The 22,519-nt window shown below is 28.9% G+C and carries 16 protein-coding genes; 6 read left to right on the top strand and 10 right to left on the bottom strand.

All coding sequences use genetic code 11. The annotated features are described in order from the left end of the window. Positions 1–2: 2 nt before the first annotated feature. On the top strand, positions 3–1,409 hold the full coding sequence (locus FIA58_RS00080; RefSeq protein ID WP_140958756.1) for a S41 family peptidase: 1,407 nt from the start codon (positions 3–5) through the stop codon (positions 1,407–1,409). Between the two features lie 1,058 nt (positions 1,410–2,467). Further along, on the top strand, positions 2,468–2,644 hold the full coding sequence (locus FIA58_RS00075) for a histone H1 (RefSeq protein ID WP_140958754.1): 177 nt from the start codon (positions 2,468–2,470) through the stop codon (positions 2,642–2,644). A gap of 191 nt (positions 2,645–2,835) precedes the next feature. Here FIA58_RS00075 and FIA58_RS00070 read toward each other — a convergent pair whose 3' ends face one another. From FIA58_RS00070 to FIA58_RS00045, 6 genes are all read right to left on the bottom strand, one after another. Continuing rightward, on the bottom strand, positions 2,836–4,017 hold the full coding sequence (locus FIA58_RS00070) for a peroxiredoxin family protein (RefSeq protein ID WP_140958751.1): 1,182 nt from the start codon (positions 4,015–4,017) through the stop codon (positions 2,836–2,838). Between the two features lie 141 nt (positions 4,018–4,158). Continuing rightward, positions 4,159–5,460, bottom strand: coding sequence for a M20 metallopeptidase family protein (locus FIA58_RS00065; protein ID WP_243754615.1), 1,302 nt, complete (start codon positions 5,458–5,460; stop codon positions 4,159–4,161). 74 nt (positions 5,461–5,534) lie between these two features. Beyond that, positions 5,535–6,125, bottom strand: a complete 591-nt coding sequence (locus FIA58_RS00060; protein WP_140958747.1) for a Crp/Fnr family transcriptional regulator — start codon at positions 6,123–6,125, stop codon at positions 5,535–5,537. A gap of 435 nt (positions 6,126–6,560) precedes the next feature. Beyond that, on the bottom strand, positions 6,561–8,123 hold the full coding sequence (locus FIA58_RS00055) for an AsmA family protein (protein WP_140958745.1): 1,563 nt from the start codon (positions 8,121–8,123) through the stop codon (positions 6,561–6,563). 138 nt (positions 8,124–8,261) lie between these two features. Next, a complete protein-coding gene (locus FIA58_RS00050) occupies positions 8,262–8,693 on the bottom strand; it encodes a DUF4252 domain-containing protein (RefSeq protein WP_140958742.1) in 432 nt (143 codons plus the stop codon). A gap of 105 nt (positions 8,694–8,798) precedes the next feature. Next, complete coding sequence (locus tag FIA58_RS00045; protein ID WP_243754614.1) at positions 8,799–10,763, bottom strand: endonuclease; 1,965 nt, start codon at positions 10,761–10,763, stop codon at positions 8,799–8,801. A gap of 178 nt (positions 10,764–10,941) precedes the next feature. On the opposite strand from FIA58_RS00045, the gene FIA58_RS00040 reads away from it, so the two are divergent. Next, complete coding sequence (locus tag FIA58_RS00040; protein ID WP_317167842.1) at positions 10,942–13,761, top strand: gluzincin family metallopeptidase; 2,820 nt, start codon at positions 10,942–10,944, stop codon at positions 13,759–13,761. A gap of 177 nt (positions 13,762–13,938) precedes the next feature. After that, positions 13,939–16,344: an alpha-ketoacid dehydrogenase subunit alpha/beta gene (locus FIA58_RS00035; protein ID WP_140958740.1), complete on the top strand. Its 2,406-nt coding sequence runs from the start codon at positions 13,939–13,941 to the stop codon at positions 16,342–16,344. 54 nt (positions 16,345–16,398) lie between these two features. On the opposite strand, the gene FIA58_RS00030 is transcribed toward FIA58_RS00035, so the two are convergent. Beyond that, entirely contained in the window at positions 16,399–17,520 is a 1,122-nt protein-coding gene (locus FIA58_RS00030) for a cysteine desulfurase family protein (protein ID WP_140958738.1), read from the bottom strand. Between the two features lie 371 nt (positions 17,521–17,891). On the opposite strand from FIA58_RS00030, the gene FIA58_RS00025 reads away from it, so the two are divergent. Together FIA58_RS00025 and FIA58_RS00020 are read left to right on the top strand one after the other, a co-directional pair. After that, positions 17,892–18,305, top strand: a complete 414-nt coding sequence (locus FIA58_RS00025; protein WP_140958736.1) for a hypothetical protein — start codon at positions 17,892–17,894, stop codon at positions 18,303–18,305. A gap of 386 nt (positions 18,306–18,691) precedes the next feature. After that, positions 18,692–19,102 (top strand): hypothetical protein, encoded by a 411-nt coding sequence (locus FIA58_RS00020; RefSeq protein WP_140958734.1) that lies wholly within the window; start codon positions 18,692–18,694, stop codon positions 19,100–19,102. 70 nt (positions 19,103–19,172) lie between these two features. Here the strand turns inward: FIA58_RS00020 and FIA58_RS00015 are convergent, their stop codons facing one another. From FIA58_RS00015 to FIA58_RS00005, 3 genes are all read right to left on the bottom strand, one after another. Continuing rightward, on the bottom strand, positions 19,173–20,432 hold the full coding sequence (locus tag FIA58_RS00015) for an aminotransferase class I/II-fold pyridoxal phosphate-dependent enzyme (protein WP_140959777.1): 1,260 nt from the start codon (positions 20,430–20,432) through the stop codon (positions 19,173–19,175). Between the two features lie 262 nt (positions 20,433–20,694). Further along, positions 20,695–22,182 carry an aminotransferase class V-fold PLP-dependent enzyme gene (locus FIA58_RS00010; protein WP_140958732.1) on the bottom strand — a complete coding sequence of 496 codons (1,488 nt, stop codon included), beginning with the start codon at positions 22,180–22,182 and terminating at the stop codon, positions 20,695–20,697. A gap of 123 nt (positions 22,183–22,305) precedes the next feature. Beyond that, positions 22,306–22,519 (bottom strand): T9SS type A sorting domain-containing protein (locus FIA58_RS00005; RefSeq protein WP_140958730.1); only part of this gene is annotated, 214 nt, incomplete at its 5' end.

The following is a 22,519-nucleotide window of genomic DNA, read 5'->3' as shown; positions in this document are numbered from 1 at the left end:
AAATGAAAAAAGTGAGAATTAACACCCAACTATCTATATTGTTTATAACATTACTTTTTAATGTAAATTTATCTAAAGCACAGGACAATTCATTAACCAAAGAATACAAAAAAAACGTAATTCAAAAACTTGCTCAATTAATGAATGATTTCTACGTGTTCCCAGAAGTTGCTAAGTTAACTGAAGAGCACTTAAAAACACAAATGTTAGAAGGTTATTTTGATGAATTTAAAAATAACGAAACTTTTGCAGCTGCCTTGACAAAGTCTGTACAAGCTATTAATAAAGACAAACACATGCGTATAAGATCAAATCAATCCTATACAACATCAGAAAAACCTCAACAGAGCATGATTGAAGAACATATTGCTGGAATTGACAGATCCAGACAATCAAATGCAGGATTTAAAACTGTTAAAATTCTAGAAGGAAATGTAGGTTATTTGGACTTAAGAGGCTTTGCTGGAATGGAAACTGGAAAAGATATTGCAGATGCTTATATGAAATTAATGTCAAGAACAGATGCAATTATCATAGATCTAAGCAAAAATGGAGGTGGAAGCCCTAGAATGGTTCAATATTTATGTAGTTATTTCTTTAATAAAAAATTGCTTTTAAATAGTCTTTATTGGAGAGAAGGGAATACAACAGAAGAATTTTGGACATTAGATGAAGTTGGAGGACATAAAAGAGAGAATGTTCCTTTATTTATTATTACAAGCGAAAGAACTTTCTCTGGAGCAGAAGAATTTTCATATAATATGCAAACTCAAAAAAGGGCAACTCTAGTAGGGCAAACTACAGGTGGAGGTGCTAATCCAGGAAATAGTATAAGAATCAATGATAATTTAAGCGTTTTTATTCCTAAAGGAAAAGCTATCAACCCTGTTACTAAAACTAATTGGGAAGGAGTTGGAGTTATTCCAGAAGTAGCAACATCCTTAGAAGACTCTTATGAAAAAACACTTAACTTTGCTCAGAAAGCCGCAGAAGTTTATAGAACCCAAAGAAATGAAAAATTCAAACAGCTATTTACCAATTTAAACAACCAACTAAACCATTATACCGTTGGAAAAACAGACAACATAATTCTTGAAAATTTGAGAAAATGTAAAGAAGTTAGTTTGTTTGATGAAGGAGATATCAACAATCTAGGGTATGACTATTTAATAACATACAAAAAAAACAAAATAGCAGAATCTATTTTAAAAGCAAATACAATCCTATATCAGAACTCTGCAAATGCATTCGATAGTTATGCTGAACTACTAATGATAAATGGTAACTTAGAAGCATCAATTAAGAACTATCAACAAGCAGTTAATATTGCCATTGCAAATAAAGATAGAAATCTTGAATTATTTCAAAAAAATTTAGAAATAGCAGGACAGAAATTAAAAAACAAATAATTGTAGTAGTAACTACAATTATTTTCAATCGAAAACCTGAATAAATTGAGATAAAAAGAGATTTATATTCTAGAAAAAAATCAAAAAAACAAACATGTAATCTCATTAATTTCAAATAGTTATAATATTTATTAAAATTCCAAGTATAGATAAAACATAAAATTTGACATCTAAGCATTTAGAAATAGATTTAACTTAAAATGACAAAAAAATCTTTATTTGATCCCATAACCTACCCTTTTTTATGTAAACTTATTTTAGAAAAAATAAACTGACCCTTCCTAAATAATCTGTATCGATGATTTAGAAGGATCATATCTTATAAACTTTCCCACTAGTTTGACTATAACAAGTAAAGAAACATAATAGAAAAATCGTTTATATACCTTTTTTTTAACATCGTAAAACTTTTTAAGCTACAATAAAGGTGTATTTTTTAAGGCTGAAATACTGAAAATCATAATATTATTTTAAATGTGAATGTAAAATCCAAACCGTTTTTTCATGTATTTCCATTAATTCTGTTATAAAATCACTAGTTCCCAAATCTTTAAATGAAACATATACTTTTTTTTTGTATTGGTTTGCTCAGTAAGATGGGTTAGTTTCAAAAATTCCTTTAATGAAGCTGGTGTATAATATCCTAACATTCTTACTTTCTACTAAAACCTGACTTAAGGAATAGGCTATTTTAGCTAAGTATTCCTATTTGATTCCTATTTGATTCCTATATTTGCTTTCATAAATTATTATTTTATAGAATTGACTTGTCCTGAAAAATCAATACAGAACCAAAAAAAAACACTAATAAACAAGCACATAGATTTAAAACAAATTGAAAAAAATTCCGTTATCTTGTAAATTTATGAAAGTCTTATAGAAGACATAACTTCTTAAGATAAATTTCATACTATTTCAGGAAAGATAAACCTGCTTCGATTTCATACTAGGCAACCTGATTCTACTACTAACCTAAATAATACTAATATTTAACAGTAATTTATTTAAATTTTAAAAACAAACATGCTATTTTTGCCCTCTAATTTTAAAAAAGTATCATGAAAGAGTTAATTGAAAAAATCAATGCTGAATTCGAAACATTCAAAGCAGAATCGGCATCATTGATTGAAAATGGAGTAAAAGCTGCTGGACCAAGAGCGCGTAAATCAACTTTAGAGCTAGAAAAACTATTAAAAGAATTTAGAAAAGTCTCTATAGAAGAATCTAAAAAATAAATAGTCACAAACAAACAGCCCTCTAAATTTTTAGAGGGCTGTTTTTATAGGTCTTCATTGGAACATTCGGTTAACAGATTTTTTGTTTTAATTGCTTAATGTTATGTATATGAAAAATAAAATGTTGTTTATAAATACTTTATACATAAAACTCAGAAAATAACTTTTATTTAATCTATAAAATATTTTTTTTATTTCAAAATCTTCTTTAAAATACTATCAACTTCTTTTTCCATATTTTCAGAAAATCCTAATTTAGAATATTCAATTTCTCCATTTTTGTTTATTATATACAAAGTCGGATATGCTCTCACTTTATATTTTTCCGAAATGGTTTTGTCAATTAGTACAAGTGGATATTTTATATCTTCTTTATGAAGAAAAGGTATTAATTGCTTTCTTGAAATAGAATCTGTATCAATGTCATTTAATCCAAATAATTTAACTCCTTTAGATTTGTATTTAGAATAGATACTATTTAATTGAGGTATTGATTTGATGCAAGGTGGACAAGTTCTATACCAAAAATCGAGAATAATTGTATTGTCTGAAAAAGCTGCAAGGTCAAATTCGGATTTGTTTTTTGTTAAATATTCTCCTATAAAACCTTCTACCTTTTCTCCTTTTGTCAATGGAGAATTTTCTTCTTTTAAAGGTGATTCATATTCTGTGAATACATAGTCTTTCGTTATCATTCGGAATTTTTCTTCAAGATCCTCTGCTCTATAACTATTAAAATCTATATTGTTCAAATTCCATTCATTATACTCTTGTAAGTTATCCAATTCTGCTCTGAAAATTATTTGTTTAACTGTCTGTAATGACTTATCAAAAAATATTTCTTTTTCTTGATTAACAATTTCATCTTCATCTGGATAAACTAAACTCAATTTTAATAAACCTCTTTCTTCAGACACTTTTGATTTGTAGATAGAATCTTGAAGTAGTTTTTTTAAACTTTTATCTTGAAGAAAGTAAGTTTTTAATAGTTTACCGTCAAAATTATTAGTAAAACCATAAGGGATAGGTTTTTTAGGGTTATATCGTATTACTCTATTAGTAATATTATTTATAATATAAAAAGAGTTTAAATCATAGTATTTAATGTAATCGCTTATACTATCTTTTCTCCAATACCAAATAGAACCACCAAAAAGCGAATCCGATTTTTCTTTAACAATAATTGTTTTGGCAGAAATATTTGTTGTATCTGGATAGTCAAAATATTTAATTCGGTAATCCAAATCGTAGCTTATAGAAGTTCTATTATTAATATTAGAAAGAACTTTATTTAATTCCTCTTCGGGTGTTATATTTTCTTCTTTACAGTTCGTAAACAAAGTAAAAATAACAAAAACTAAAATAATTTTCAACTTTACTCTTTTATTTTTAAAATATTGCACAACGTGATTGTATAAGATTAATTGCGAGTTTTTAAGTACTAAATTTAGCAAATAAAAACCGAATAAAAATTCTCGTAAGCAATTAGTTTTATAAGATGTAACAACTGTACTTTATTGTTTTAGTCTTTCTATTATCATTGATGAAAAAAAGTTTACTCCTGTTTTAATACAACTTTCATCTACAGCAAAGTTTGGCGAATGAGGCATTGAAATTATTCCTTTTTCAAAATTTGAAGCGCCCAGCAAAAAATAGACTCCTGGAATTTTTCGCTGAAATAAAGAAAAATCATCACCACGACCATCAGGTATAGCCCCATAAAGTGGAAGAACGTGTTCATTTCCATAAATCTCACCAATACTAGACATCGTTTCTGAGGTTAATTGTTCATCATTAAGCACTAAAGCAGTTTCTTTATAAAATTTAATATCCAAAAATTGTGCAGAGTATCTAGATTTCTTAAGTTTCATTCTTAATTGATTTAATATCAACTCCAACTGAGTTTCCTTTTCAGCACTTAAATATGCTCTAACTGAAATCTCATTATCAGTTTCTTTAACAGCGATATTTGGATTAACCGTGAGATAGTCTTTAAATATTGTATTTGGATTTCCTAATCCTATATTTGGATCTAATAGATTTTTATTATCCCAGAATTTACTGTCAGGTAAAACATTTTGAAGATTCAAAAAAAGGGCTTTTGTATAGTCAATTATGTTTTTCTTACCCTTTGTATTTTCGAAAGTAATTTCAATTCCTTTATAATCTGCAAAAGGGTTCCTTGCCTTTGTGGTAATAATTCCTTCAGACATCGGTCCAATATGTAATGCGTATATTTCTTCTGGATCAATAAGATCAAACAAACCGTCATCAATCATAGCTTTTGCTCCTACCCAATTTTCTTCTGAAGGTTGAAATATAAAATAAACAGTTCCTCTAAGGTTTTCTTTTAAGCTTGTTAGTACTTTTGCTATTCCAAGTGCAATGGTTGTATGCACGTCGTGTCCACAAATATGTCTCACGCCTTTATTTTTTGATGAAAAATTGACTACATCTGAGTGGTTCGATTCAAGAGCATCAATATCAGCTCTCCAAGCAATTCGTTTTCCTTTTTTATTGGTTCTTAGAATTCCAACTACTCCATAACCTCCAATATGAGTATATACCTCTAAGCCCAATGATTTTAGATAAAATGCTATCTTCTTTGAGGTTCCTTCTTCTTCCTCTGCTAATTCAGGATAAGTGTGAAAATCTCTTCGGATTTTTACAAGACTATCAAACATAAGTTCAGTTCGTTGCTGAACCATTTTATGAAGAGCAATGTCTGTCGTTTTACTTTGTCCCAACATAAAAAATGGTAAGAACGTTAATTGTACAGCAAATACTATTTTGACAATTTTTTTATTTGAAATCATTTTTGAAATATTTTGTTTTACATTACAAAGATCTGATTCAATATTGAATTGTACCTGACACATATGTGACAATCTTATTTTTTTGCAATTTTATTTCGTATCCTACTCAATGATTGTCTTTCAATGCCTAGATATGAAGACAAATGAGTTAAACTTATTCTATTAATAAGGTCAGGGTTTCGATCTATGAAGTTTAAATACCTTTGTTCGGCATTCTCAAATAAAAAACTTTCAACTCGGTCAGTTTGAACTGTCAAAACATATTCTGCAGTTAGTCTACCATACTTTTCATTGTTCTTAAATTTTTTATAACCTTCCTGTATGTTTTCGTAAGACAATTCTATAATTATTGATGGTTCAAGACATTCCATAAAATACTTAGTTGGTTTTTGTCTTATGAAAGCAGGATAATCCGTTGCATATTGATTTTCCCTAACAAAACCCGTTGTTATTTTATTTCCTTTTTCATTTATATAATACCTCCTCAATAACCCTTCACACACGTAACCCATATTTCTTTGAATTTCTCCACTACTAAAAAAAAAATCTTTTTTATCAAACTCTTTTATAATTAATTGTGTGCGTAAAATTTCTAATTCCTCTAAGCTTGAATGTGGAAATAATTTGAGATATGATGCTATATATTGCTTAAACTCTTCTTTCATTCTGCATTTAGATTTTGTATAAGAATAGTAAGGTAAAAAATGTACTTACTTTCGGTTTAATACTTAGTCAAAAAATACAATTATACCGTTATTCTATATATGATTGTCAAATTATATGTTTGACTGACTTTTTTCAATATTTACCAACTAAGGGTTTAGCGCTTTAACTCTTATTATTTTATATCGTGAGCTAGTTTGCATATTCTTTTTTATCCTCTAAATATAACTTATAACGCTGGAATGTTTCATCTTCTAGTTTGTGGCTATTTTGTAAATTTAGCACTTAATTTTACAACTACAAGTGCAATATGTATAAAATTTAAAACGTAAAAACAAGACTAAAACTACGACTAATCACACTAAAGTACAATGACTTTAAAAAATAAAGGATATTTGACAAACTACTTGGATTCAGATGTGCTTCTTTCATCTCGTTTAAATCAAAATGTGCTTAAGTCCTTCCGCTATACTTATCCATAAAAAGTTATAAAATGATTTCTCTGGTTTGCGTTCAACTTCAATTTCAGTCGTCTTTAAAGCTTCATCAGAGTCGTCTTTAATAAACAAATTCCCAATAGCAGATAAAAATTTATTAATTTTTTGTCGCTTATTATTTCTATAAACATCAACTACTAAATTATCATATTGCAAAGCAAAATCACCTTTATTACTAACATCATTACCTGCAAAATTAAAATAAACTTTGTCTAAGGTTCCTTTTACAATAACATTAAGATAGGGCTTTGTAAAATACGATAATTTCTCAGTATTAAAATTTAAAATAGTACCTTTAATCTTAAAACCATCTGATACATCCAATGTGTTAAAACTCCAGTCAACATTTAACATAGATTCTTCCATAAATCTACATTGTACAGTTATCTTGGTATCAGATACTTTGCTTTTTTGAAAACCGCTTTGAAGATTTAAAACTGTCATATTAAAATCGGTAAAAGATAATTTACCAGGACCTTCTGTAAAATCTTTTTCTTCTTCGTATACCAACTTTGAATGGGTAATTTGGAGCGTGTCTACCTTTAAATCAAAAGATAGATCTCGTAATAGGCTGTTATATAATTTCTTTTTAGACAAATCATCTTCAGGCATTTTGCCTCGATAAATATTAGCATTTAGCGCATTAATATGTATCGCATTACTAGTATAGAAAAAAACATCATTTTTGAATCCCCAATCCATTTTTGAAAGTGCAATATCTGTCACAAAAACAGTATATAAATCGCTCTCTTTCGGAATTTGTTGCACAAATTCTTTTCTACTACATTTAGGAAGCAATTGAAAAGCCGCTATATTTAAGGACGAATCAGTAGCTATCATTTTATGCGAACTCACTTTATAAAAATCATTCACGTGATAAAATAAGCTATCACAAACTAGCGAATAGTTTTTATAGGTAAAAGGAATTTTCTCTTGTAACGTTTCTTCATTCAAAACGATGCCTTCTAATTTTAAATTAAGATTGCTAAACCCAGCTAAACTTTGTTTTGTAGTGTTGTTTTTCACTGTTAAAGTACCTTCGCTTAAAATAATATCAGATACCAATATTATTTTCTCAAAAGGCTGAATCACTTTAGCTTGAATACTTTTAGGGTCACTAATAACATTTTTAGTATTCTTATACAAAATAATTTTAGGTTGAATTACTACTAATTGTTTAGCTTTTATTTTATCACCAAATAAAATACCCCAAAGATTAAAATCAACCACTTCAATTTCAGATACTGTAGCGTAAATTCCTGTTTTTTGGTCTGTATTTTTAAGATTCGATTTTGGAACAACTGAAATGTGATGCATTTTTATGTTAGCATGCCACAAAGACAAATCAATATCCTCATAAGAAACTTGATAATCGGAATCATTTTTCTCGTTAATAATTTGAGGCAATTGAATTTCAATCCAAAGATTTATTCCAAAATTGAGTATACCTAGAGAAAGGATAATACCAAAAAAGAATAGAATTATTTTTTTTATACGTGTCATGATAATACATTACTTCATCTAAAATAGTCATTTTTAAGAAGAAAAGATAATAGTAAACGTATAAATGGGAGTTATTAAATTAAAAAACCTGTAAGACAGAATCTTACAGGTTTTAACTAATTCAGTTACATAAAAAATCTAACTTAGAGAAAAAAGAATCAAAACACTATCACTTTTACCAGATCCTTCTACAAAAATCATCAATTCTTCTAATTCTTCTTTTTTATTAGTTTTCATTAAAAAACTAGCTTCTTTACCATTTTCTGAAAATCGCATCAATTGTTCCAAATTTTTATTCTTTTTGTATTTTTTAGCAATAGTTTTCATGTCATTTCTAAGACTAACATTGGAAGTAGAAAAAACCTTTACAAATTCTATTTTCTTTAAGAAGTCTACAATTTTTGTCTCTTCTGAGTTACCTCCTTTTTCACTAATTTCAATATCTGAAAACAAGTTTTTATGGACAACAAAAGAAGAAACTTCTTTATTATTTTCAAATTTTTTAAAGGATTGTGCAAAGATGATACTGCTACAAAATACAAATACTAAGGTGTACAAAAAGTTTTTCATAAGGATTCGTTTTATTGTTAATGATAAATTTAAGACGACCTACTCAACAATTTGTAACAAAAAAAACGACTTTTAGTCGTTTTTAATAATATATAGCTTTTTCTACTATTTTTTTACTACTATTTTTTTATGAATAGATTGATTCCCATTAGAAACTTTTACAAGATACATACCAGAAGCTAAATCAATAGTGAATCGAGATTCATTTTCAAAAACATATTCCTTTATCAATTGTCCAGATAAATTATAAATTCCCGCTTTGGCACTACCTTCAATACCAGAAAAAATCAAATAATCAGTGGTTGGATTTGGATAAACTTTAATAGAATTCGCTGCAAAATTCTCATTCGATAAAGAAAAAGACCAGGGTTGACCAAAATTGGCTCCAAAAATATAATCAGCCAAAAGAGGATAATCTATAAAAGGATTTCTATTCACTTGCCAAGTATAAATGTAATTATTACGATGCATTTCAAAATCATCTGCTGGATCTTGCGTATTCCAAGCTAATAAAGAAGCTAAATCACCCATTTGACCAGCAATAGCATCAGATGGATCTCCATTTACTAAATTAAGACCATTATAACGAACAGCCATATAGAACAAACCTCTAGCTACATCACCATGCCAACTTCCTTGGCTTCCCACTGGCCCATCATAATCCACACCATAATCCCTATTACTTCGAGTAGAGTTTTCAGCTCCATCTTCTGCTCTAATATGATGAGCATCACCATGCCCAGCCATAATATCATTAGCATCAGTTGGCAACCATACATTTATACCATCAGCTGTGGAAGAAGTACCACTTGAAAAACCACCTCGAGACTGTGGAAATATATGCTCTCTATTCCAAACACCTATGTTACTAGAACCAGTTTGATAATCTATTATAGGCTTAGGTGTTTCTACATACATTTGCCAAACCTGATTAGAATTCTCAGGATTTTTATCCGATTCTTTTAAAATATATTCAATATCACCATAATTATGGGCGTGAACCGTATTAGGATCAGCAATAATATCTTGTAAAGCTTGTTTTAAAGCTGCACCAGATAAACCTTCTAAAGAATCGTAATAACCAGCTGGTGTTGTTGGTGTAACGATTCCATATGTAGGGTTTAAAGGAGTACCGTAAGCTTGAACCACATAATCATTATCATAAACTCTTATAATAACATTATCATTGGCAGAAGAATAGCCAAAAGGTAAGGCTTGAACATCAATAAGCATTTCTTCGTCACCTTCATCTGTACTATCATCTGTAAGAGTTACAAACGTTTGCCCAGTAGTTTGTCCAACTGGAATAGAAACAGTAAAACCTCCAGTAATATCATTAGCCATAAAGGTACCATTTGCAGTGGTAAAATTAACAACCAAGGTCTGGTTAGTTACAGGAGTATCGGTAGTAAACACTATATTAAAACTATCTCCTTCTGTATAACTAGCTTGAGAAGTAGAAACTGTTACATAATTAATTACAACTCCACTGCCATCATTATTAACTCCTGGAGTGGGAGCTTTTGACTCATAAGTACCATCATTTTTTCTTTGTACTGACTTTGCAACTGTACTCCCTGTGCAAACAGTAAGTCCTAAAATAGTCATTAAATTTGAAGGTTGAGTAGTTGTTGAATTAGAATAAGCCAAAGCATCAATTAAATTTGTAGTAGTTGCTAAAGTTCCAGTAGAAGTGGATGTGTCATATGGAAAATCACTAGGATTAGCTTGATACAAACCAACAACATCAGGACCATTTTGAATTGCACCATTAAAGAAAACACCCATAGGTGAAGGATTTACTGCACTATTCCCAAAATGAGCAATTCCATTAATATCTGTTGTATAACCATCTAAATCAAAAGTAAAATAACTAGAAGAATTAGTTTCATTAAAAAAAACTAAAACATAACCGTCTAAAGGGAAATTTGGATTAGTAGATTTTAATTCTATAAATTCTAGTTGATCTGAACCTGCTGTATCTGCATCAATTTCATTGATAAAAATTTGCGAAGAACAAATAGAAGCAGTTAAAAGACTAAATAGTAAAAGTAATTTTTGAGGCATCATAATTCTTTTTTTACAAAGGTAACTATTATGATCTTACTAACATTACCTTAAAATATTGATTTTATTAACATTACCTACTTTAAAAAAAGATTTGTAAAAATATATTGACATTTTCTTATGAAAAAATCATAAATGACGCAACTTTTCACTAAAATTGTAATCTTATTATAAAAATGCTTTGAAAATTAAAGGTTTAGTTTTACTATTATTTTCGTGCCTCAGTTTTTCTCAACATAATTCAACCATTACTGTTAGAGTAAATCAAGAGGAGAAAACCCTTATGGTACAGCAGGAGTTGAATTATGTAAATACTAGTAATAGTACTATTAATTCTATAATTTTAAACGATTGGAATCATGCTTTTTCTTCAAAAAACTCCAATTTAGCCAAACGTTTTTCTGATGAATATGTAAGAGCTTTTCATCTCGCAAAAGAAGAAGATAGAGGGTATACTGAAATTAAAAATGTAGTCGATGAAAACTTTAAAATCCTAGAATGGGAAAGAGACAAAGACAATATTGATATTGTAATTTTAAATTTAGCCCAACCACTTACGCCAAATAGAAGTACAAAAATAACCCTATTCTATACTCTAAAAATTCCAAATGATAGATTTACCAAATATGGTTTTAATAACGATGGAAAGCTGTACTTAAAAAACTGGTTCTTAGCTCCTGCTCGTTTTGAAAACATGCAATTTGTAAAATATAGTAATGAAAATTTAGACGATATTTCAAATGCACCTACAGACTATACTGTAAAATTTGAAATTCCAAAAGGACATTTTATAGTTTCCGATTTAAATTCTGAAAACTCAAACACTACAAATGCTAGTTTTGATACTTATACCTTTACTGGAAAAAAAAGGTTAGACATAACTTTTTGTATAACTCCAAAAAAAGAGTTCACCAGTTATAAAAATGATCTAATTGAAGTAAGTACAAATCTAGAATCAAAACTAGAAGATATTGATAAAGCAATCATTATTGACAAAATAACGCATTTTATAAAAGAGAAAATAGGAACTAGTAAAACTGAAAAAATAATTGTTTCCAAAGAAGACTATGATCGTCAACCTTTCTATGGATTAAATCAGCTTCCTTCCTTTTTAAGTCCTTTCTCAGACGAATTTATGTTTGAATTAATGTTTTTAAAAACCTACACAAACAATTTTTTAAAAAACACATTACAACTTAACCCAAGAAAAGACCAATGGATACAAGATGCAATTCAGGTTTTTGTAATGATGCAATATATGGACGAATTTCATCCTGACATGAAAATGACTGGAAATTTAGCCAAGCTTAAACTGTTAAGATCCTATCATTTTATTAATTTAGACTTTAATCAACAATATAACTACCTATATATGTTGATGGCTAGAAAAAATTTAGATCAACCTTTAAGTACATCAAAAAACAAATTAATCAAATTTAATGAACAAATAGCCAATAAATACAAAGCTGGTCTTAGTCTAAGATACTTAGATAGTTATTTGGATAATGATGTTGTTGAAAATACTATAAAGGAATTCATCATTTTAAATCAAAATTACCAAACGAATCATATTGATTTTGAGATGATTTTAAAAAACAAAACGTCAAAAAATATAGATTGGTTTTTTAATACAATAATAAATAGCAGAGATTTAATTGATTTTAAAATAGCTAAAGTTTCTAAAACAGAAGATGAAGTTATTTTAAGGATAAAAAACAAAACAAAAACAAATGTTCCTATTTCAGTTTACCAATTAAAAAAAGATAGTATCATTTCAAAAGAATGGGTTGAAAATATAAAAACTGATACTACATTAGTATTCTCAAGGAATGAAGCCACAAAATTTGTTTTAAATTACAACAACGAAGTTCCAGAATATAATTTACGAAATAACTGGAAATCTTTAAAAGGTTTTTTCTTTAATCATAGACCTTTAAAATTTAATTTTTACAAAGATCTAGAGGAACCAAATTACAATCAAATATTTTATATGCCAGAATTTGAATATAATCTTTATGATGGTATTTCTTTAGGCGTCAGATTGAATAATAGATCCATGTTAAACAAGCCTTTTAATTTTAGCATAGCTCCATTTTATTCAACAAATACTGGAACAATAATTGGTAATTTTTCAGCTTCAGTAGATGATTATATTAGAGATGATAGTAAACTATACAGAATTATTTATGGTCTAACTGGAAATCAATCTCATTATGCTCCAAATGCAAAATATACTCGAATTATTCCATCCATTCAATTTATTTTTAGAGATAGAGATTTTAGGACAAATAAAAAAGAATACATACAAATTAAACAATTTTTTATTGATAAAGAAATTCCAATAAACTCATCTTTAAATAATAATGATGCTAAGCTTTCCGTTTTTAGTGCAGCTTATACTAATTCTCAATCAGAAATTACAAAAGTGTTTAACATATCTAATCAAGTACAAATTTCTAATTCTTTTGGAAATATAACCACTGAAATTAATTACAGAAAATTATTTGAAAACAATAGACAACTTAGTTTACGCTTCTTTGCTGGAAAATTCATATATTCTAATACTACTAATAACTCACATCGTTTTGGATTAGAAAAGCCTGTAGATTTAACTTTTCAAACTAATTTATTAGGAAGAAGCGAATCGGTTGGTTTATTCAGTCAACAATTTGTTTATTCAGAAGGTGGTTTCAAATCAAAACTTGACACTCGTTTTGCAAATAATTGGATGACCACAATAAATGGATCTTTAAACATTTGGAATTGGGTTCAGATATATGGAGATGTTGGTCTATTAAAAAATCATTTTGAACCTACTAAATTCCTATATGATTCTGGTATTCATTTAAACTTAGTTCCAGACTATTTTGAATTATTTTTACCCGTTCAATCTTCAAATGGTTTTGAATTAAATGATAAAAATTACGGACAAAAAATAAGATTTATAATTACTATAAGTCCAAAAACTTTAGTTTCATTATTTACTAGAAAATGGTTTTAAGCAATTATTAGCCTGTTTTTTGAATAATCATCAATAAAACCACTTTAAAAACCCTAATAAATACAGTATTTATATTAAATACAATGTATTTGTAATAATTATTAATATTTCAACAAGAACCCTCTTGCTTTTTTACTACCATTTAACTATATTTGTAGCAACTTCAAAATTAGCTATATGAGTAATCCTGTAACAAAAGAAACTTTATCTTTTCAAGATTTTAAAACTGAAGTCCTAAAAGACTACAAAACCGCTATAATCAGTAGAGAATGTAGCTTATTAGGAAGAAGAGAAGTTCTTACCGGTAAAGCAAAGTTTGGTATTTTTGGTGATGGAAAAGAAGTACCTCAGCTTGCTATGGCTAAGGCTTTTAAAAACGGAGATTTTAGATCAGGTTATTACCGTGACCAAACATTCATGATGGCAATTGATGAGTTGACAATAGAACAGTTTTTTGCTGGACTATACGGTCATACAGATATTGATTTTGATCCGATGAGTGCAGGTCGTCAAATGGGAGGTCATTTTGCAACACATAGCCTAGATAAAAACGGAGAATGGAAAAACCTAACACAGCAAAAAAATTCAAGTGCTGATATTTCTCCAACAGCTGGTCAAATGCCCCGTTTATTAGGTTTGGCTCAGGCTTCAAAAATATTTAGAAATGTAAAAAAATTAGAAAATCATTCTCAATTCTCTATAAAAGGAAATGAAGTTGCTTGGGGTACGATTGGAAATGCATCTACATCAGAAGGATTATTTTTTGAAACTATAAATGCTGCTGGAGTATTACAAGTTCCTATGGTTATGAGTGTTTGGGATGATGAATACGGAATTTCTGTACATGCAAAATACCAAACTACTAAAGAGAATATTTCAGAAATATTAAAAGGTTTTCAAAGAGACGAAGACGATAATGGTTATGAAATCCTTAGGGTTAAAGGTTGGGACTACCCTACTCTAGTAGATACATATGAAAAAGCTTCTCGAATTGCTCGTGAAGAACATGTGCCTGTTTTAATTCACGTTGACGAATTAACACAACCACAAGGTCATTCCACATCAGGAAGTCATGAACGCTATAAAAGTAAAGAACGTTTAGAATGGGAGAAAGAGTTTGATTGTATTGAACAAATGAAACTTTGGATGATTAGCAATAACATTGCAACAGAAGAAGAAATAAATGAAATAAATACTCTTTCAAGAAAAGAAGTTCTTGAAGGAAAAAAAGTTGCTTGGGCAGCTTATAATAATCCAATATTAAGAGAAGTAAAAGATCTAGTAAGTGTTTTACAAAATATTGCGACATCTAGTCCTAATAAAGTTTTCATTGAAAAACAAGCAAACGATCTAACTTCAATTAAAGAACCTATTAGAAAAGACATTCTTACAACAGCAAGAAAAGTATTACGTTTGGTTATAAAAGAAGAAGGAAAATCATTATTAGCAAATTGGATTACCTCTTATACTGAAAAAATTCAGCCAAAATTTAGTTCTCACTTATTTTCGCAATCCGATAAAAATGTTTTTTCAGTTAAAGAAGTAAAACCTACTTATGACGATTCAAATGAAGATGTAGATGCTCGTTTAATTTTAAGAGATAATTTTGATTATATTTTCTCTAAACATCCTGAAACTGTAATTTTTGGTGAAGACACTGGAAATATAGGTGATGTAAACCAAGGCTTAGAAGGCATGCAAGAAAAATACGGTGAACTTCGAGTAGCTGATACAGGAATTCGAGAAGCAACAATTCTTGGACAAGGAATAGGAATGGCAATGAGAGGATTAAGACCTATTGCAGAAATTCAATATCTTGACTATTTATTATATGCCATTCAAATAATGAGCGATGACTTAGCGACTCTACAATACAGAACTCATGGGAAACAAAAAGCTCCATTAATCATTAGAACTCGTGGTCATCGCTTAGAAGGAATTTGGCATGCTGGTTCACCAATGGGAATGATTATTAATGCTATTAGAGGAATTCATGTATTAGTTCCAAGAAACATGACTAAAGCAGCTGGCTTTTACAATACTTTATTAGAAACAGACGAACCTGCTCTATTAATAGAATGCTTGAACGGATACCGTTTAAAAGAAAAAAAACCAACTAATATTGGTGAATTCAAAACACCAATCGGAGTGGTTGAAACCATAAAAGAAGGTTCTGACATAACTATCGTTTCTTATGGCTCTACTTTACGTTTAATAGAACAAGCAGCTAAAGAATTATTAGAAATAGGTATTGATGTAGAAATTATAGACACTCAATCTTTATTACCATTCGATATTAATCACGATATTGTAAAAAGCTTAGCCAAAACAAATCGTTTATTAGTAATTGACGAGGATATACCTGGAGGAGCAAGTGCCTATATCTTGCAAGAAATACTTGAAACTCAAAAAGGATTCTATCATTTAGATAGTGAACCGCAAACACTAACAGCGCAAGCACACAGAACCGCATATGGTACTGATGGAGATTATTTTTCAAAACCTAGTACCGAAGATATTTACGAAAAAATATACGAAATCATGAACGAAAGTAATCCTTCAAAATATCCAAGTTTATATTAAAAATTTAAAAAAGGAGATTTAAATAAATGAATCTCCTTTTTTATTCCCAACAAATTAAATTGTTTTCAAAACCTCTATCAAATAGTCAATTTCATCTTTAGTATTCAAATGACTAAATGAAATTCTTATGTTTGGTTTTTGTTGCTCTTCTAAAGTCAAAAATTCAGCTAACACATGAGATGGTTTACTACTACCGCTTTGACAGGCACTTCCTCTTGAAACTGCAATTCCTTTCATATCCAAAGTAAATAATAGCATTGCTGTTTTACTAGTATCAAAAGGTAAAACCACATTCATTATATTATAAAAAGCCTGTTTACCAATAATTTTCACATCTGGAAAAACCTTTATTAATTGAGATATACAATATTCTTTTAAATCTGTTATATACTTTTTCTCCTCCTCTAAATGAACATAAGACAACTCTAAAGCTTTTGCCATACCAGCTATCTGATGAACTGCCTCAGTACCTGCTCTGAAACCTTTTTCTTGTTCTCCACCGTACAATAATGGCTGCAAAACAGTTCCTTTTTTAATATAAGCAAATCCAATACCTTTTGGACCATGAAATTTATGAGCTGTTCCAACCATAAAATCAATAGCTAATTCCTGTAAGTTAAAAGACAACTTACCAATGGCCTGCACAGCATCACAATGAAAATAGGCCTTTTTTTTGAAGCAAAACTCACCTACTTTTGCTATATCCAAAATCTCACCTGATTCATTATTTACATGCATTAATGAAACCAACGATATAACTGATTCATCTAATAATTCATCTATTAATGAAATATCCAAAACACCATCATCCAATACAGGTAAATAATCTACTTTAATATTATATTCTCGTTCTAAAACTAATATCGTGTGCAAGGTTGCATGATGCTCAATTTTCGAAGTAATAATTCTCTTAACTCCAAGATCTTTTACTGCACTTCTTAAAATCCAGTTTGTAGCTTCAGTAGCACTAGAGGTAAATATGATTTCAGAAGCCATTGCGCCTAACTCCTTAGCAATACTCTTTCTAGATGATTCCAAAATATTTTTCGAATTTCTACCAAAACTATGCGAAGATGAAGGATTTCCAAAATTTTCCATTAAAACAGAAGACATTGTATTTACAACTTCCGCTCTTAAAGGGGTAGTTGCAGCATTATCTAAATATACTTTTCTCATAAAAAAAATCTTAGCACAAAGATAACAAACTCAAAAGAGATTTCTCTTAGGTAAAGCTTTTTTAAAACAAACCCACATTTTACTGAAACATATTCACGAATAAAACAATAACTTATGTTAATCTCAATCATCATTTAACTAGTAAAAACTTGTTTTTAAATACTTAAAAATAAAATATTTAACACTAATTAACTTTAACAATTTCGGCAAAAAAATTGTAAACTATTTTCAAATACACAACCTACTTTTACATTAAGTTCATTAAAATATTTAAAAATAACTACTAAAGTGTTTACATACTAGCACAAAAAAAAATGTATGTAGTCGTATTAACGTTCAAGACTAAATGGAACAAAAAAAGCCTCAAAAAAATGAAAAACTTTACTCTTCTATCATTAATAATAACAATTGGATTTTGCACAACTGGTTTCTCACAGTGTAATGACGGGACGATAACTGGCTATTTCACTCTTATTTTAGGGCAAACAACAAGTTTCACTGCAACTCCAAATGCTCAATGTGACAATTGTTATGATTGGGATATCAACAATCATTGCTCTTCCTCAGACAACCAAACAATAGGAACACTTAAAATCGTAGGTAATGATATGGAAAAAACACTACTTATTGAACCAACAGCAGTTGGTACATTTTCTATTCATTTATCATATATAGATGAAAAAGGATACCATACAGCAAGCTTTATGGGAAATGTAGTAAATAATCCAAACGAAATTACTTTAAAAGAAAATACTGTTACATATGTAAGGGATAAAAAGAAATAGCAAACAAATAAACAACTATAAATAAATTTTCTTGTTACTAACGACTTACTAATCAAAAATTAGGAGTCGTTTTTTTTAAATCTATTTTACCTTTAATTTACTAAAAATTTAAATTACAAACTACACTAATTCCTTTTAAAGCCCTTCAAAAACATTAAACAAAAACATATTAATTTAACATATAAACAACTACAAAATACACTTAATCTGCAAAAAACAACATTTAAACTGTATTTTTTAACATTTTAATTAAAATATTAAAAAATATATTATTACATTTATAAAAAAGAAAAAACAGCTAAAAGTGTATTTATACTAGCACATTAAATTTGTATGAGGTCATATTAACGTTCAAGACCAAATGGAACACATTAAGCCCCAAGAAAATGAAAAAAATCACCTTAACATTAGTATTAGCAATTGGATATTGCTTTACCGGTTTCTCTCAGTCAAATAATGGAAAAATATCAGGCTATTTTACTATTATTCTAGGGCAAACTTCAACCTTTTCAATAAATAGCTACGAAGAGTTAAATTCATATGAATGGGAAGTTAATAACAACTTAACAAATAGTAAGAATAAAAAAAGTCTTGGAACATTAAACATAGTAGGAAATAGCAATGAAAAAATTTTAACTGTTGAACCTACAACATTAGGTGTTTTTTCTGTACAAGTCGTTTATACTGATAAAAAAGGATACCATACAGCAAGTTTTATAGGCAATGTAGTAAGTCCTAGCGAAATAACAACTGAAAGTTCTTTAACCTCTTTAGATGAATCCAAAAAACAGAAATAATATTTTTTTTATAATAAAAAAACAGAGACTATAAAATCTCTGTTTTTTTTGCATGTATATAATTTAGAAACTAAGATACATCTATAGTAGTAGCTTCTGCGATTTTCTTATAAGTTCCATTCACTAATTTTTCTCTAATTGCCTCAAATGCAGCTAAAGTTTCATCAATATCAGATAAAGTATGAGAAGCAGTAGGAATCATTCTTAATAAAATAATACCTTTTGGTATAACAGGGTAAACTACAATAGAAAGGAAAATATTGTAATTCTCTCTCAAATCATTAACCATCACCATTGCTTCTGGAATAGACCCCTCAAGATAAACAGGAGTAACACATGTATTTGTATCACCAATATTAAATCCTTTATCTTTCAATCCATTTTGCAATGCATTTACATTCTCCCAAAGTTTATCTTTTAAACTTGGATTATCTCTTAATAATTGTAAACGCTTTAAAGCACCTACAGTTTGAATCATCGGCAATGATTTAGCAAACATTTGAGAGCGTAAATTATATTTTAAATAATCAATTATATCTTTATCTCCAGCTAAAAAAGCACCAATACTTGCCATAGACTTAGCAAAAGTAGAAAAATACACATCAATACCATCTTGACATTCTTGCTCTTCTCCCGCACCAGCTCCCGTTTTTCCCAAAGTACCAAAACCATGTGCATCATCAACAAGCAAACGGAAATTGTACTTTTCTTTCATAGCAATAATCTCTTTTAATTTACCTTGTTGTCCTCTCATTCCAAAAACACCTTCAGTGATAAATAATATCCCACCACCAGTCTCCGTAGCCATTTTAGTTGCACGTTGAAGGTTTTTCTCCATGCTTTCTAAATCATTATGTTTATATGTAAAACGTTTACCCATATGCAAACGAACACCATCTATAATACAAGCATGAGCATCTACATCATATACAATAATATCATTTTTAGTCACCAATGCATCAATAGCTGACATGATTCCTTGGTATCCAAAATTCAATAAATAAGCGGCTTCTTTTTTAACGAAAGTAGCTAATTCTCTTTCTAACTGTTCGTGAACATCTGTATGACCACTCATCATACGAGCTCCCATTGGATACGCAGCTCCATATTGAGCAGCAGCTTCAGCATCAACTTTTCTTACTTCTGGATGGTTTGCTAAACCTAAATAATCATTTAAACTCCAATTTAAAATTTCTTTCCCATGAAATTTCATTCTTGGTCCTAATTCTCCTTCTAATTTAGGAAAAACATAATATCCTTCTGCTTGTGAAGCCCATTTCCCTAGAGGTCCTTTATTATTTTGAATTCTTTCAAATAAATCTTTTACCATAATATTTTTCATTTTGAAAACTTGGCAAAAATAAGAATTAAAATGAGTTTTTTTAGCATAATACCTAAGTAATATTAAAAATCATTTTTTTTCCATATATTTTTTCAAAGTTTTAGTTTACAAAAATAAATAAAAAAATAAGGTTGAAATCTAAAAAATTAAATTACATTTGCACCCGAACGCACAGAAATGTGGTTACACGTTCAACATAAAAGTCGATCGCTCCAGATCGGCTTTTATACTTTATAGATTTTTTTTAAAACTAATTAAACCAAGATTCAACCATCTTAACTTCTAACTTTGAATCATTTCTATGAGTAAATTCATTACTATTTGAATGATACAAATAATCCATTTTAAACTCCTTATGGTGTAATGCTAATTCTTTAATACTATTACATACATACTCTATCTCTTCGTTAGTTGTAGTAGGATGAATTGACATTCTTATCCATCCAGGTTTTTTCTCTAGATCACCAGCAGAAATTTGGCAAACAATAGAATTCGACGTTTCTTGATCTACGTGAAGTAAGTAATGTCCATAAGTACCCGCACAACTACAGCCACCTCTAGTTTGTATTCCAAATTTATCATTTAATAATTTTACTCCTAAATTGTAATGCAAATCATTAATGTAAAATGAAAACACACCCAATCTATCTTGATGTTGTGGAGCTAAAATATTAATATTTTCTACTTCTCCTAAAGAATTAAAAATTATTTCAGTCAATTCATGCTCTCTATCTAATATATTCTGAATTCCCATTTCTTCTTTTAATTGGATAGCTAATGCAGCTTTAATAACTTGTAAAAAGCCAGGAGTACCTCCATCCTCTCTATCTTCAATATTATCAATATATTGATGATCTCCCCATGGATTAGTCCATCTCACTGTTCCACCACCTGGACAATCAGGAACATTATTCTTATATAGGTTTTTATTAAAAACCATAACACCACAAGTACCAGGACCTCCTAAAAATTTATGTGGTGAAAAGAAAATAGCATCTAAATAAGCTTCTTGATCATTTTCTGGATGCATATCAATTTCAACATAAGGACCAGAACATGCAAAATCAACAAAACAAACACCATTGTTTTGGTGCATTAATTTAGCAACTTCATGATAAGGTGTTTTTATTCCTGTTACATTTGAACAAGATGTTATAGAAGCAATCTTAAAACTTCTATCTTTATATTTTTCAAGTAATCCCTTTAAATTTTCCAAACAAAACAATCCATCTGCATTAGCTGGAACAACTACTACATCTGCAATAGTTTCCAACCAAGAAGTTTGATTAGAATGATGCTCCATATGAGAAATAAAGACAATTGGCTTTAATTCCTTAGGAAATTGAGTGTAATTTTTTAAATTTTCAGCTATTCTAAAACCAAGAATTCGTTGTAATTTATTCACAACACCAGTCATCCCTGTACCATCAGTTATTAAAATATCATTACTATTAGCATTTACATGTCGTTTTATAATATATCTAGCTTTATGATAAGCCATAGTCATAGCAGTACCAGAAATTGTAGTTTCTGTATGTGTATTTGCTACAAATGGGCCAAACTCATTAATTAATTTTTCTTCAATTGGTCTATACAAACGACCACTCGCAGTCCAATCTGTATAAATAATTTTTTTTTCTCCATATGGTGAAGAAAAAGTTTGGTTAATACCTATAATATTATCTCTAAATTTTTTAAAATACAATTCTAATGCTGTAGCAGATTTAATATTTATCATAACATTTCATTTTACCACAAAGATACATTTTTAAAATATTAATTGTAATCTATACATATAATTAAGAAAATAAAAAAAGCTCCGAAATATATCGGAGCTTTTAAAATATATATTAAATTTTTATTACTCTTTAATAACTTTAATTACTTGTTGCTCTCCATCAATAGCTATATTAACAATATAAGCACCACTGTTTAATTGCGACATATTAACTTTTACAGAAGTCGAATTCACTTCTTTAGATAATACTTCTTGACCTAATAAATTAAAGATACTAATAGAAGTTATATCTGAAGTATACTCCAAATTAAGCATATCTTTAACTGGGTTAGGATAA

The sequence above is a fragment of the Flavobacterium jejuense genome, assembly GCF_006491595.2.
In the GTDB taxonomy this organism is placed as follows: Bacteria; Bacteroidota; Bacteroidia; order Flavobacteriales; family Flavobacteriaceae; genus Flavobacterium; species Flavobacterium jejuense.
The sequence above is the reverse complement of the archived record's forward strand: the minus strand, read 5'-3'. Positions and strand labels throughout refer to the sequence as shown.

Coding starts and splice junctions, on each gene's coding strand:
- FIA58_RS00020 (WP_140958734.1), top strand. CDS start 18,692: ATGAAAAAAATCACCTTAACATTAGTATTAGCAATTGGATATTGCTTT.
- FIA58_RS00075 (WP_140958754.1), top strand. CDS start 2,468: ATGAAAGAGTTAATTGAAAAAATCAATGCTGAATTCGAAACATTCAAA.
- FIA58_RS00045 (WP_243754614.1), bottom strand. CDS start 10,763: ATGATGCCTCAAAAATTACTTTTACTATTTAGTCTTTTAACTGCTTCT.
- FIA58_RS00060 (WP_140958747.1), bottom strand. CDS start 6,125: ATGAAAGAAGAGTTTAAGCAATATATAGCATCATATCTCAAATTATTT.
- FIA58_RS00065 (WP_243754615.1), bottom strand. CDS start 5,460: ATGATTTCAAATAAAAAAATTGTCAAAATAGTATTTGCTGTACAATTA.
- FIA58_RS00025 (WP_140958736.1), top strand. CDS start 17,892: ATGAAAAACTTTACTCTTCTATCATTAATAATAACAATTGGATTTTGC.
- FIA58_RS00015 (WP_140959777.1), bottom strand. CDS start 20,432: ATGGTAAAAGATTTATTTGAAAGAATTCAAAATAATAAAGGACCTCTA.
- FIA58_RS00050 (WP_140958742.1), bottom strand. CDS start 8,693: ATGAAAAACTTTTTGTACACCTTAGTATTTGTATTTTGTAGCAGTATC.
- FIA58_RS00030 (WP_140958738.1), bottom strand. CDS start 17,520: ATGAGAAAAGTATATTTAGATAATGCTGCAACTACCCCTTTAAGAGCG.
- FIA58_RS00010 (WP_140958732.1), bottom strand. CDS start 22,182: ATGATAAATATTAAATCTGCTACAGCATTAGAATTGTATTTTAAAAAA.
- FIA58_RS00035 (WP_140958740.1), top strand. CDS start 13,939: ATGAGTAATCCTGTAACAAAAGAAACTTTATCTTTTCAAGATTTTAAA.
- FIA58_RS00055 (WP_140958745.1), bottom strand. CDS start 8,123: ATGACACGTATAAAAAAAATAATTCTATTCTTTTTTGGTATTATCCTT.
- FIA58_RS00080 (WP_140958756.1), top strand. CDS start 3: ATGAAAAAAGTGAGAATTAACACCCAACTATCTATATTGTTTATAACA.